This window comes from Herbaspirillum sp. NPDC101397, from assembly GCF_044767325.1.
GTDB lineage: Bacteria > Pseudomonadota > Gammaproteobacteria > Burkholderiales > Burkholderiaceae_D > Herbaspirillum.
The window spans coordinates 1-13,283 of the sequence record NZ_JBIWNS010000004.1; the positions used below are offsets into that span (position 1 = coordinate 1).

Annotated in this window: 14 protein-coding genes; 9 read left to right on the plus strand and 5 right to left on the minus strand. The window is 60.6% G+C overall.

The genetic code is table 11. The features are described 5' to 3' along the window. Positions 1-163: 163 nt before the first annotated feature. The gene (locus ACIROW_RS10495) at positions 164-940 is read right to left on the minus strand and encodes an enoyl-CoA hydratase (protein ID WP_402274995.1); all 777 of its coding nucleotides are present in this window, start codon (positions 938-940) and stop codon (positions 164-166) included. Between the two features lie 165 nt (positions 941-1,105). Here ACIROW_RS10495 and ACIROW_RS10500 point away from each other — a divergent pair, with 165 nt between their 5' ends. After that, positions 1,106-1,543, plus strand: a complete 438-nt coding sequence (locus ACIROW_RS10500; RefSeq protein ID WP_402274997.1) for a universal stress protein — start codon at positions 1,106-1,108, stop codon at positions 1,541-1,543. A gap of 97 nt (positions 1,544-1,640) precedes the next feature. Here the strand turns inward: ACIROW_RS10500 and ACIROW_RS10505 are convergent, their stop codons facing one another. After that, positions 1,641-2,843, minus strand: coding sequence for a murein transglycosylase A (locus tag ACIROW_RS10505; protein ID WP_402274999.1), 1,203 nt, complete (start codon positions 2,841-2,843; stop codon positions 1,641-1,643). Between the two features lie 175 nt (positions 2,844-3,018). Continuing rightward, positions 3,019-3,393: a Co2+/Mg2+ efflux protein ApaG gene (gene apaG, locus ACIROW_RS10510; RefSeq protein ID WP_029363138.1), complete on the minus strand. Its 375-nt coding sequence runs from the start codon at positions 3,391-3,393 to the stop codon at positions 3,019-3,021. Between the two features lie 146 nt (positions 3,394-3,539). Here apaG and rpe point away from each other — a divergent pair, with 146 nt between their 5' ends. The 7 genes from rpe (at position 3,540) to trpC (ending at position 9,854) form a co-directional block, all read left to right on the plus strand. Further along, a complete protein-coding gene (rpe, locus tag ACIROW_RS10515) occupies positions 3,540-4,202 on the plus strand; it encodes a ribulose-phosphate 3-epimerase (protein WP_053195103.1) in 663 nt (220 codons plus the stop codon). Positions 4,203-4,222: 20 nt separating this feature from the next. Then, the gene (locus ACIROW_RS10520) at positions 4,223-4,891 is read left to right on the plus strand and encodes a phosphoglycolate phosphatase (protein ID WP_116436396.1); all 669 of its coding nucleotides are present in this window, start codon (positions 4,223-4,225) and stop codon (positions 4,889-4,891) included. Between the two features lie 289 nt (positions 4,892-5,180). After that, positions 5,181-6,692 carry an anthranilate synthase component I gene (gene trpE / locus ACIROW_RS10525; protein ID WP_402275002.1) on the plus strand — a complete coding sequence of 504 codons (1,512 nt, stop codon included), beginning with the start codon at positions 5,181-5,183 and terminating at the stop codon, positions 6,690-6,692. Then, on the plus strand, positions 6,693-7,268 hold the full coding sequence (locus ACIROW_RS10530; protein WP_116436398.1) for an aminodeoxychorismate/anthranilate synthase component II: 576 nt from the start codon (positions 6,693-6,695) through the stop codon (positions 7,266-7,268). It abuts the gene before it with no gap. A gap of 35 nt (positions 7,269-7,303) precedes the next feature. After that, a complete protein-coding gene (trpD, locus tag ACIROW_RS10535; RefSeq protein WP_402275005.1) occupies positions 7,304-8,341 on the plus strand; it encodes an anthranilate phosphoribosyltransferase in 1,038 nt (345 codons plus the stop codon). Between the two features lie 53 nt (positions 8,342-8,394). Next, positions 8,395-9,027, plus strand: a complete 633-nt coding sequence (locus ACIROW_RS10540) for a LysE family translocator (RefSeq protein WP_402275007.1) — start codon at positions 8,395-8,397, stop codon at positions 9,025-9,027. Positions 9,028-9,053: 26 nt separating this feature from the next. Next, entirely contained in the window at positions 9,054-9,854 is an 801-nt protein-coding gene (trpC, locus tag ACIROW_RS10545) for an indole-3-glycerol phosphate synthase TrpC (RefSeq protein ID WP_402275009.1), read from the plus strand. Between the two features lie 89 nt (positions 9,855-9,943). On the opposite strand, the gene ACIROW_RS10550 is transcribed toward trpC, so the two are convergent. Then, complete coding sequence (locus ACIROW_RS10550) at positions 9,944-10,705, minus strand: 3-oxoacyl-ACP reductase family protein (RefSeq protein WP_402275011.1); 762 nt, start codon at positions 10,703-10,705, stop codon at positions 9,944-9,946. A 166-nt stretch (positions 10,706-10,871) separates the two neighbouring features. Here ACIROW_RS10550 and ACIROW_RS10555 point away from each other — a divergent pair, with 166 nt between their 5' ends. Further along, positions 10,872-11,795 carry a LysR family transcriptional regulator gene (locus tag ACIROW_RS10555; protein ID WP_402275014.1) on the plus strand — a complete coding sequence of 308 codons (924 nt, stop codon included), beginning with the start codon at positions 10,872-10,874 and terminating at the stop codon, positions 11,793-11,795. Between the two features lie 4 nt (positions 11,796-11,799). Here the strand turns inward: ACIROW_RS10555 and ACIROW_RS10560 are convergent, their stop codons facing one another. Beyond that, entirely contained in the window at positions 11,800-13,251 is a 1,452-nt protein-coding gene (locus ACIROW_RS10560; RefSeq protein WP_402275017.1) for a DHA2 family efflux MFS transporter permease subunit, read from the minus strand. Positions 13,252-13,283 lie beyond the last annotated feature (32 nt).

A 13,283-nucleotide genomic window follows, 5' to 3' on the forward strand; every position in this document is an offset into this window, starting at 1 on the left:
ATCCGTGCAATACTTTTTGAAAAATTATTTAAACTTTTTAATCCACCTCCCCGCAAACCCGCTCCAGCTCTGGATTTGCAACCGTAAATAATTTTGAAAACAAAAGCATGAAGCCCATCCCTCACGGGATGGGCTTCATTTTCAAGCAGATACAGGCAGCAAATTATTGATTCTTGAAACTCGGCGCCCGCTTTTCCAGGAACGCCGCCATGCCTTCCGTCTGATCTTCCATGGCGAAGCAGCTGTAGAACAATGCGCGCTCATATCTGATGCCTTCGGTCAGCGTCGTTTCGTAGGCGCGGTTCACCGAATCCTTGACCATCGCCGCCACCGGCTGCGACATCTCGGTGATGACGATGGCTGCGGCCAATGCCTCGTCCATCAGTTTGTCGGCGGGGACCACGCGCGACACCAGACCGGCGCGCTCGGCTTCCTGCGCATCCATCATGCGCCCGGTCAGGCACAGGTCCATGGCCTTGGCCTTGGATACCGCCCGCGGCAGGCGCTGGGTGCCGCCGGCGCCGGGCACGATGCCGAGCTTGATTTCAGGTTGGCCGAACTTGGCATTGTCGGCGGCGATGATGAAGTCGCACATCATCGCCAGCTCACAGCCGCCCCCCAGCGCGTAACCGGCTACTGCGGCGATCACCGGCTTGCGCACGCGGCGGATGGTTTCCCAGTTGCGCGTGATGAATTCTCCCTTGAGCACGTCCATGTAGTTGTAGCGCGCCATCACCGAGATGTCGGCGCCGGCCGCAAACGCCTTTTCGCTGCCGGTGACGATGATGCAGCCGATGTTGTCATCGGCGTCAAAAGCCAGCAAGGCGTCGCCGAGGTCGATCATCAGCGCGTCGTTCAACGCGTTCAGGGCCTTCGGCCGGTTCAGGCGGATCACCGCAACCTTGCCAATGGTCTCGGTCAGAATGTTTTCGTAGCTCATCTGGTCTCCTCTATATAGGGGTAGCGCGATAGTTGAATGTACCTGCCGCGTCGATTGTAACGCCAATGAATTTGCGCCATGTCAAAGCCCCCCAGGAATTTGTCCCGGCCGCAAAGGTCAGAGCCTATACTGGGGTATCCCTTCACAACAACAGAGGAGGATCATATGTTCAAGACCATTCTTGTCCCGACGGACGGATCGGAGCGCTCCGACAAGGCAATCGCCAACGCCATCGACTACGCCCAGCATTGCAAATCCAAGATCATCGGCATTTCCGTGGCCGAGCCCTACCCGTTCTCGCCGCTGGCGGAAAGCTCCATGGCGATCGACCCCGGCATCTACGAAGAAAACGTCCGGACCCTCGCAGAACAGCATGTGAAAAAGATCGCCGACGCCGCCCGGGCTGCCGGCGTGGAATGCGAAACCACGACCATACTGTCGTTCGCGCCGGACGAAGAAATCGTCAACGCCGCCAAGAAGTACGCCTGCGACGTCATCTTCATGGCCTCCCATGGGCGCAGCGGACTCAGCAGACTATTTCTCGGCAGCAAGACGCAGAAGGTGCTGGCGCACTCCACCATTCCCGTCCTGGTATTGCGCTGACCACCGCCCTAACCGCCACAGACAACAAAAAACCCGGCTTGCTCTATATAGGCAAGCCGGGTTTTCTTTTGCAATGCCCTGATGCAGGCGACGAAACTCAGGAATTCGGCAACAGCACCCACATCATGCCGCGCTGTTTCATGCCGCCGGCCTTTTCGCCGGCTTCATTGCCGAAACCCCAGAAGTAGTCGGCCCGCACCGCACCGCGAATGGCGCCGCCGGTATCCTGCGCCAGCACCAGCCGCTGCAGGACCGCGTCGCTATTGGGCTGCGTCGTCGCCAGAAACACCGGCGCACCGAGAGGAATATGCTGCGGATCAACCGCGATAGAACGCTGACCGGTCAATGGCAAACCCATAGCGCCTTTCGGCCCCTTGGACGGATCCGTGATTTTCTCTTCCTTGAAGAAGATATAGCTTGGATTGACGTTCAACAGCTCGTTCTGGCGCGATGGATTGGCGATCACCCAGGCCTTGATGCCCTGCGCGGATGCCTGCGACAGGGTCATTTCCCCCTTGTCGACCAGATAACGGCCGATCGACTTGTAGGGATAGCCGTTCTGATCGGCATAGGCGAGGCGCACGGTTTCCTGCGTATCGGTGAGCTGAACCCGGCCCGATCCCTGCACCTGCAGGAAGAAAGCCTCCACCGGATCATCCACCCAGACCAACTCCTTGCCCGCCAGCGCGCCCGATTGCAACAACTCGGCGCGCGAGGAATACGGCACCACCTTGTTGCCGACTACGCGCCCGCGCAGGCGCATGTTCTTGAGCTCCGGGTACAGGCTGGCCAGGTCGATCGTCAGCAAATCGTCGGGGGCTCTATATAGAGGGGTCTGATACGGCCCGCCGCGCTTGCGCGAACCGCGCAGCAAGGGCTCGTAGTAGCCGGTCACCAGCCCGGTGTCGCTGCCGTCCGGATTGAATACCTTGTACGGCGTGAAGCCGGATTCGAAGAACGCGCGAATCGCACCCTCGTCATCGGCATTGACCTGGCGCGCCGTGGTGCAGGCGTTTTTCCATTCATTGCGGCGGATCAGCGTCTGGCATGAGGTCAGGAAAGCCGGCCAGGCGTCGCGCAAGCTATCCCGGTCCCAGCCCGGCATGGCGGCGAAGCTGCTTTTTTGCATTCCCTGGGCCTGGCCCTCGGGCTGAGCCGGCGTGGTCGGCTTGGACGGCGTCACGGGCGGCGTCGGCCTGGCCGGCGGCAACGGCGTGGTCGTACAAGCGGCAAGGGAGACGGCGACGATGACGGCTAATGCGGGTAAACTGCGGCGGATGCTCGTTTGAATAAGTGACATTGAGGAAACATGAAATGTGGTGGTTAATACTCGAAGCCGGCGCAGCCTTCTTTATTTTTGTCTTCATTGTCTGGTGGACCATGTTTTCCGGACGCAAGCCGGACCAATCCGTTCAGACAAAAAAATCCGCCGATAAAAAAGACGACAGCCAGGCTTGAGCCCTGGTGCAAGACGCTTAATGCAGCGTACGCGGCAGCGACAGGATGAACTCCGGGATCTTCACGTCGAATTGCTCGCCGTCTTCGGCGACGCAAAAATACTCTCCATGCATCGAACCCTGCGGCGTCTGCAATGACGTGCCGCTGGTGTATTCGAACTGTTCCCCCGGTTGCAGGAACGGCTGATGGCCGACGACGCCCAGACCACGCACCTCTTCGGTGTGGTTGTTGGCGTCGGTGATGACCCAGTGGCGCGAAATCAGCTGGGCCGGCACCTGTCCCGAGTTGACGATGGTGATCGCATAGGCGAATACATAATGCGAACGCGCCGGATCGGACTGTTCCTCCAGATATTGCGTCTTGACCGTCACCGTTAACTCATACGTCGCCATGCGGATTTCCTCGATTTTGTAAAAAGCCTGGCCCATTCCACACGAAATCAACCTCAAGTGCAAGGCTTGCAACAAAACCGTACGCGGCGAACGGGTAAAATAGCGCATCTTCAATCGCTCTACAGCCCTCCATAAGCCATATCGCCATGCCTAACTACCGTATCGCCCCCAGCATCCTGTCCGCCGACTTCGCCCGCCTGGGCGAGGAAGTCCGCAATGTCGTCGCTGCCGGCGCCGACATCATCCACTTCGACGTGATGGACAACCATTATGTTCCCAACCTGACCATCGGACCTTTGGTTTGCGAAGCCATCCGCCCGCATGTGCAGGTGCCGATCGACGTCCATCTGATGGTCAAGCCGGTCGATCGCATCATTCCCGACTTCGCCAAGGCCGGCGCCAACATCATCACTTTCCATCCGGAAGGCTCCGAGCACATCGACCGTTCGCTGCAGCTGATCCGCGACAACGGCTGCAAAGCCGGCCTGGTGTTCAATCCCGGCACGCCGCTGCACTTTCTCGATCACGTCATGGATAAGATCGACATCGTCCTGATCATGTCCGTCAACCCGGGCTTCGGCGGCCAGTCCTTCATTCCTGAAGCGCTCAAGAAGATCGCCGCTGTGCGCCGCCGCATCGACGAATCCGGCCGCGACATCATGCTGGAAGTCGACGGCGGCATCAAAATCGACAATATCGCCGCCGCCGCCAAGGCCGGCGCCGACACCTTCGTGGCCGGCTCCGCCATCTTCGGCAAGCCGGACTATAAGGCCGTCATCGACGCCATGCGCGGCGAACTGGCCAAGTAAAGCAATCCCGGAAAGATCCCATGCTCGACAACATCAAAGCGGCCATCATCGACCTCGACGGCACCATGCTCGACACCGCGCCGGATTTCCACGTCGCGGTCAACCGCATGCGCGCCGACCTGGGCCTGGGGCCGCTGGCGATGCAAACCATCGTCAATTTTGTCGGCAAGGGATCGGAAAACCTGATGCGCCGCGTGCTGGCCGTCGATTACGACGAAGATGGCGTGGAACAGCGCTTCGAGGAAGCCCTGGCGTCCTATCAGGAGCATTACCTCGCGATCAACGGCGATTACGCCACGCTCTATCCGAACGTGATCGAAGGCCTGCAGGCGCTCAAGGCCAAGGGCCTGCGCCTGGCCTGCGTGACCAACAAGCCGATCGCCTTTGCCCTGCCGCTGATGGACAAGAAGGGCCTGTATCCGTATTTCGACGTGATTTACGGCGGCGATTCCCTGCCGAAAAAGAAGCCGGATCCCCTGCCCTTGCTGCAGGTCTGCGCAGATTTTTCCCTGCAACCGTCGCAGGTGGTCGCCATCGGCGATTCGTCCAACGACGCGCAAGCCGCGCGGGCTGCGGGTTGCCGGGTTCTGAACGTGCCCTACGGCTACAATCACGGCGAACCTATACACAACGTCGATTCCGATGGTATAGTTCCAACGCTGCTGGATGCAGCGCACCAAATTTCGTAGTGAAAAAGCTTTCTTACTGAACACATACGACAAATGTTTCTCAACAAAAAACTCAACGCCAACAAATCAGCCGCCCCTGAGGCCTGGCTGTGGCGACGCTGGCAATCCTGGGCTAACTAAGCCTCGTCAGCTGCTGGCCGCTCCCGTTTTTCTTCCCCGCGTACCAGCAAGTTTTTTGCAACACCACCCTGTTTAAACACATCGCTATCGTCGGCACGCGCTTGCCGGGACGCTTCAAGTCGTCCTGCACCCTGCAACCCGTCTACAATAGCGGTCCTGGAGAGAAACGATGACCGAACTCGAATTCAAATCGCTGGCCTCGCAAGGCTACAACCGCATTCCGCTGATCGCCGAAGCCTTCGCCGATCTGGAAACCCCGCTGACCTTGTACCTCAAACTGGCGCAAACCCAGAATGCCGGCAAGAACACCTTCCTGCTGGAATCGGTGGTCGGCGGTGAGCGTTTCGGCCGCTATTCCTTCATTGGTCTACCTGCCACCACCAAGCTGCGCAGCTTCGGCAACAAGATCGAAGTCCTGAAACACGACAAGGTCATCGAATCGCTCGAGGGCAACGCGCTCGAGTTCATCGCGGAATTCCAGTCCCGCTACAAAGTCGCGATCCGCCCCGGCATGCCGCGCTTCTGCGGCGGCCTGGCCGGCTACTTCGGCTATGACGCCGTGCGCTACATCGAGAAGCGCCTGGCCGACAGCGCGCCGAAAGACGATCTCGGCCTGCCCGACATCCAATTGCTCGTGACCGAAGAACTGGCCGTCATCGACAATCTCTCCGGCAAACTCTATCTGATCGTCTACACCGATCCGTCGCAGCCGGAAGCCTTCAGCAAAGGCCGCCAGCGTCTCAAAGACTTGCGCGCCATGCTGCGCCGCGGCGCCGATGCACCGGTTACCAGCGGCTCGGTGCGTACCGAAACGATTCGCGAATTCCCCAAGGATGAATACCTGAAGGCTGTCGCCAAGGCCAAGGAATACGTCATGGCCGGCGACTTGATGCAAGTGCAGATCGGCCAGCGCCTGAAGAAATCCTACGTCGACTCGCCGTTGATGCTGTATCGCGCATTGCGTTCGCTGAACCCGTCGCCGTACATGTACTTCTACAACTTCGGCGACATGCAGATCGTCGGCGCCTCGCCGGAAATCCTGGTGCGCAACGAAACCATCGGCCAGACCTCAGACGGCCAAGCGCAAAAGAAAATCACCATCCGTCCGCTGGCAGGCACCCGCCCGCGCGGATCGACCCCGGAACGCGACGCCCAGCTGGCGACCGAACTGCTGGCCGATCCCAAGGAAATCGCCGAACACGTCATGCTGATCGACCTGGCGCGCAACGACATCGGCCGCATCGCCACCACCGGCAGCGTCAAGGTCACCGACCAGATGGTCATCGAAAAATATTCCCACGTGCAGCACATCGTCTCCAACGTCGAAGGCCTGCTCAAACCCGGCCTGTCGAATCTGGACGTATTGAAAGCCACCTTCCCCGCCGGCACGCTGTCGGGTGCGCCGAAAGTGCGCGCCATGGAAATCATCGACGAACTCGAGCCGACCAAGCGCGGCATCTACGGCGGCGCCTGCGGCTACCTGTCGTTCGGCGGCGAAATGGATGTCGCGATCGCGATCCGCACCGGCGTCATCAAGGACGGCACGCTGTACGTGCAGGCCGCGGCCGGCATCGTCGCCGACTCGGTGCCGGAAATGGAATGGGAAGAAACCGAAAACAAGGCGCGCGCCGTTCTGCGCGCTGCCGAACAAGTGCAAGACGGACTGGATGGAGAAATCTAAATGCTGCTGATGATCGACAACTACGATTCCTTCACCTACAACATCGTCCAGTATTTCGGCGAGCTCGGTGAAGAAGTGCTGACCATTCGCAACGATGAGATCACGCTGGCCGAAATCGAAAAACTGAATCCCGAACGCATCTGCCTGTCGCCCGGCCCATGCAGTCCGAAAGAAGCCGGCATCTGCATCGACCTGCTCAAGCATTTCTCGGGCAAGCTGCCGATTCTCGGCGTCTGCCTCGGCCACCAGGCCATCGGCGAAGCCTTCGGCGGCAAGGTAGTACGCGCCAAGCAAGTCATGCACGGCAAGACATCGAAGATCGCCCACACCGGCGTCGGCGTGTTCAAGGACATCCCCAGCCCCTACACCGTGATCCGCTATCACTCGCTGGCCATCGAGCGCGCTTCGCTGCCCGACTGCCTCGAAGTCACCGCCTGGACCGACGATGGTGAAATCATGGGCGTGCGCCACAAGGAATTTGATTTGCAGGGCGTGCAATTCCACCCGGAATCGATCCTTTCCGAACACGGCCACGCCTTGCTCAAGAACTTCCTGACCGGCACGGCCCGCTCTTGAACGCCGCCGTCCCGTTGACATCATCCGAGAACATCATGTCCATCACGCCACAAGAAGCCTTACTGCGCTGCATCGAGCACCGCGAAATTTTCCACGACGAAATGCTGACGCTGTTCCGCCAGATCATGAGCGGCGAGATGTCGCCCGTCATGATCGCCGCGCTCACCATGGGCCTGCGCGTCAAGAAGGAAAGCATCGGCGAAATCGCCGCCGCCGCGCAAGTCATGCGCGAGTTCGCCACCAAAGTGCCGATGGCCGACACCACCAATCTGCTCGACATCGTCGGCACCGGCGGCGACGGCGCGCACACCTTCAACATTTCCACGGCGTCGATGTTCGTCGCCGCCGCCGCCGGTGCACGCGTCGCCAAGCACGGCGGACGCAGCGTGTCCTCGTCGTCGGGCAGCGCCGATGTGCTCGAAGCACTGGGCGCCGACATCAACCTGCAGCCGGAACAGGTCGCGCAATCGATCGCCCAGACCGGCATCGGCTTCATGTTCGCGCCCAATCACCACGCCGCCATGAAGCACGCGGCGCCGGTGCGCAAGGAACTGGGCGTGCGCACCATTTTCAACATCCTCGGCCCGCTGACCAACCCGGCCGGTGCGCCGAACATCCTGATGGGCGTATTCCATCCGGATCTGGTCGGCATCCAGGTGCGCGTGCTGCAACGTCTCGGCGCGCAACATGCGATCGTGGTCTGGGGCCGCGACAATCTCGATGAAGTCACGCTGGGCGGCGCCACCATGATCGGCGAGCTGGTCAACGGTGAAATCCGCGAATACGAAATCCATCCGGAAGACTTCGGCATGAGCATGTTCGCCAGCCGCAACCTGCAAGTCGCCAACGCCAACGAATCGAAGGAAAAAATCTTCGAAGCGCTCAAGGGCGTGCCGGGTCCGGTACACGACATCGTCGCCATCAACGCAGGCACGGCGCTGTATGCGGCCGGCATCGCGACGTCGATCGAAGAAGGCCTGAACAAGGCGCGCGCGACCATTGCCTCCGGCGCGGCGTTGGCCAAGGTCGACCAGTTCGTCAATGCGACCAAGCAACTGGGCGGCAAGAATTAATTTTCGACGTTGATATTTGGAAGAAATCTTTTCACTGACGGAAAGGCGCACACATGATTCCCCTGAACGATTTGCTGATCTTCGCGCTGGCCGCTTTGGTGCTGGTGCTGACTCCCGGCCCCAACATGATGTATTGCGTATCGCGCTCGATCTGCCAGGGGCGTACGGCCGGGATGATTTCGCTGCTGGGCGTGGCGGCCGGTTTCGTGGTCCACATGCTGGCCGCGACCTTCGGCCTGACGGCCTTGTTCCTGGCGGTGCCGCTGGCTTATGACCTGATCAAGTATCTGGGCGCGGCCTATCTGCTGTGGATGGCGTGGAATGCAATCAAGCCGGGCGGCGCGTCGCCGTTCCAGACCCAGGACCTGCCGCATGACAGCAATGCGACCCTGTTCCGCATGGGCTTCCTGACCAACCTGCTCAATCCCAAGGCGGCGATGTTCTACATGTCTTTCCTGCCGCAGTTCATCCACGCCGAACACGGCCACGTCATGCTGCAAAGCCTGACACTGGGCGTGACGCAGATCGCCGTCAGCTTCACCGTCAACGGCCTCCTGATCCTGACGGCAAGCGCGATTGCCGGCTTCTTCTCCAGCAATCCGGGCTGGATGCGGGTGCAGCGTTATGTCATGGGACTGACGCTGGGCGCATTGGCGTTCCGGCTGGCGCTGGATCAGCGCAAGTAACATCAATATGCAATCAAGGAATTTTCATGTCTGACATCCTCAACAAGATCCTCGACGTCAAAGCCGAAGAAGTCAAAGCGGCCAAGAAGCACCGCGACCTGGCCAGCCTGCGTCGCGACGTCGAATCCGACACCGAAGCGCGCGCACAATTGCGCGGCTTCGAAGCAAGCCTGCGCGGCAAGATCGCTGCCGGCCATGCCGGCATCATCGCCGAAGTAAAAAAAGCCTCGCCGTCGAAAGGCGTGATCCGTCCCGATTTCAAGCCCGCCGAGATCGCCGTCAGCTACGCCGCGCACGGCGCAGCCTGCCTGTCGGTGCTGACCGACGTGCAATTCTTCCAGGGCGCGCCGGACTACCTCAAGCAGGCGCGCGCCGCCTGCACGCTGCCGGTGCTGCGCAAGGATTTCATGATGGACCTGTACCAGGTCTATGAAGCGCGCTCGTGGGGCGCCGACGCCATCCTGCTGATCGTGGCGGCACTCGACCACGGCCTGATGGCCGAACTCGAAGCCTGTGCCCATGAGCTCGGCATGAGCGTGCTGGTGGAAGTGCATGACGGCGTCGAACTCGACGCCGCGCTGAAACTGAAGACCCCGCTGCTGGGCATCAACAACCGCAACCTGCGCACCTTCGAGACCACGCTGGACACGACGCTCAATCTGCTGCCGCGCATTCCGTCCGACAAACTGGTCATCACCGAATCGGCCATCGCCACCCCGGACGACGTCAAGCGCATGCGCGACGCCAAGGTCAATGCCTTCCTGGTCGGCGAAGCCTTCATGCGCGCGCCGGAACCTGGTGTCGAGCTGGCGCGCTTGTTTGCCTGAGCTGCTTAGAATTTGCCCGATTGTCGCGCCATTAAAAAAGCGGAGCCCGAAAACTCCGCTTTTTTTACGTCTGCCGCTTTGCCATGTGATCAGGCAGAGAAGCCGCCGTCGATCGTCAGGCTGGCGCCAGTGATGTAACCAGCCTCAGGGCCTGCCAGATACGCCACGAAGCTGGCGATTTCTTCGGCCTTGCCATAACGCGGCAACGCCATCAGGCCTTTCAGCGCGTCAGCGAAATCGCTGTCCGCCGGATTCATGTCGGTGTCGACCGGACCTGGCTGCACATTGTTGACGGTGATGCCGCGTGGACCGAGGTCGCGCGCCAGGCCCTTGGTCAGGCCGACGATGGCCGACTTGCTCATGGCGTACACGGCGCCGCCGGCGAACGGCATGCGGTCGGCGTTGGTGCTGCCGATAGTGATGACGCGACCGCCTTCACGCATGAAGCGCACTGCTTCCTGGGTAGCGACGAATACGCTGCGCACGTTCACGTCCAGGGTACGGTCCAGGTCTTCCAGCTTGAATTCTTCCACCGGGCCCATCGCCAACACGCCGGCGTTGTTGACCAGGATGTCGAGGCGCCCGAAGGTTTCGGCGGCGATGCGGATCGCTTGTTGCAATGCTGTGCTGTCCGAGCTGTCAGCCTGAATGGCCAGTGCGCGGCCGCCCTTGGCTTCGAGTTCGCTGACCAGCGCTTGTGCCTTGTCCGGCGAGCTGACATAGGTGAAGGCAACGATGGCGCCTTCCTGCACCAGGCGCTTGACGATGGCGGCGCCGATGCCGCGGGAACCGCCTTGCACGAAGGCAACTTTGTTGGACAGGTTCAGATTGGTGTTGGTATTTGCAGTCATGATATTGCTCCTTGTTTGGGTAAGAAAGAATGAACGTATGGCCTGCGGTTTCGGTGGGTTGATCTCGAATTCCGTTTGGCTTGGAATGAAGTATGGGGTAGCGATTATGTTTAAACTAGATAGCAATCACTATCTTCTTTTTAAACATTATGTTTAAAATAGACCCATGGAATCCCTGACCAGCATTGAGTGTTTTGTCATTTCTGCCGAAGCCGGCAGTTTCTCCGCAGCCGCACGACGGCTAGGCCTGAGTTCCGCCGCCGTGGGAAAGAATGTCGCCCGCCTTGAATCGAATCTTGGCGTACGGCTGTTCCAGCGCAGCACGCGCAGCCTGAGCCTGACCGAGGCCGGAGAGCGGTTTCTGCGGGAAGTCAGCGGCGGCCTGTCCAGCATCCAGAGCGCGGTCGCCAACCTGGCCAGCGCAGACGGCCAGCCGGCCGGCGTACTGAAGGTCAGCATGGGAACGGGATTCGGGCGCGAATACATCGTGCCGCTGCTGGCCGGATTTCTGGCGCGCTATCCGGCCATCTCGCCGGACTGGCATTTCGACAATCGCCCCGTGGACCTGATTACGGAAGGCTTCGACGCCGCCATCGGCGGCAGCATCGAACTGCCACCCGGCATCGTTGCGCGCGAGCTGGCGCCGGCGCATCGGGTGCTGCTGGCTTCTCCCGCGTATCTGGCACAACGCCCGCCCATCCGCACGCCCGACGATCTGGAACAGCACGACGGCATCCTGATCCGTTCACCGCAAACCGGCCGCGTCCGCGCCTGGACCTTGCGCAATCGCGACGGCGCGCAGTCGGTGATCAATCTGAAGGTGAAAATGACAATGAGCGATCCGAATGCAGCGTGTGAAGCTGCGCAGATGGGATTGGGCATCACGCTGACGGCAATGCCCCATGCGGTGGTGTACATGAAGAGCGGAGCGCTGGTGCGGGTGCTGCCGGACTGGCATGTCGACGGCGGCATGTTGGCGCTCTACTTCGCCGCAGCGCGATTGCTGCCGGCCAAGACGCGCGTGTTCGTCGACTATGTGGTGGAGCACTTCCGCAGCGAGCAACTGGCGCAGCGGTTTTCAGCACTCTGAAGGATCAGCGGCTTTTCGCTGCGCCGCGTACGCCGCCGCCGAGATTATCGCCGGCGTCTTTCGCCAGGCTGCGATAGCCGAGCGCCGAACACAGCGTCAACACACCCGCCATGGCGAACGCCCAATGGAAATCGGTGACGGAGAAATGCGCCTCGCCGCCTGCCGCGGTCACCACGTCGGCACCGCCGTTGAAATACGACGCCACGCGCAAAGCCAAGGCGCCGAACGCGATGCCCATGCCGATCGTCATCTGCTGCGCCACGCTCCACAAGGTGGAAGCGGCGCTCTTCTGCGCTTCGCTGACATCCGCATAGGCCAGGGTCGCCAGCGTAGTGAACTGCATCGAGCGCGACAGACCGTAGATGAAGATCGTCATCAGCACCACCGGCAGCGGCGTCGTTGCGGTGAGCAGACCGCAGGCCAGCACGAATGCACCGGCAATCACGGCATTGTTCAGCGCTACGCGACGAAAGCCGAAACGCTGCAGCACGCGCGTGGTGAACATCTTCATCCCCAGGTTGCCGAGTGCACTGGCCAGCAGCAGCAAGCCGGAATGGAATGCCGACAAGCCGAAGCCGATCTGGAACAACAGCGGCAACAGATACGGCACCGCCTCGATGCCGATGCGAGTAAACGAGCCGGCGACGACGGTCACGTTAAATGTCGGCACCTTGAGCGTTGAATAGTCCAGCAGAGGATGTTCGCGGCGCATGCCATGCCGATACGAAAACACGCCAAGCACGATCCCGCCGGCGATGAACAGCACTGCCACCAGCAAATTGGTTTCGGTGTGGCTGGCCAGTTCGGTGCCATACAGGAGTGAAGTCAAGGCCGTGCCGCTGAGGAAGAAGCCGGCCATGTCGAGCGGCTTGCGCTGGTTGCCGCGCTCGTTGGGAACGATGCTGAGCACCGCGATCAATGCCGCGATGCCGAACGGCACGTTGATCAGGAAGATCCAGTGCCAGGAAAAATAAGTGGTGATGAAACCGCCCAAAGACGGCCCCACGACAGGCGCCACGATCGCCGGCCAGGTGATCGTCGAGATCGCCTTCATCAGCTTGTCCTTGCTGGTGTTGCGCACCACGATCAGGCGCCCGACCGGCACCATCAGCGCCCCGCCCATGCCTTGCAAAATGCGGGCGGCGGTAAATTCGAAGACGTTGCCGGAAATCCCGCACAGCACCGACGCCAGCGTGAAGATCACGATCGCCGAAGCAAACACCGTTCGCGATCCGATGCGATCGGCGATCCAGCCGCTGATCGGGATGAACACCGCCAGCGTCAGCATGTAGGCCGTCATGCCCAGACTCAGCTCGTTCGGCCCCACCTTGAACGCCTGCGCCATCTGCGGCAAGGCCGTCGCAATGATGGTGGTGTCGAGGTATTCCATGAAGAACGTCGCCGCCACGATGAACGGCAACCAATGTGCGCGCGATGGAGTCTGTGCGGCTGTCATTTCCGTTGCGTCCCTGTTTTTGTTCTTGTCGT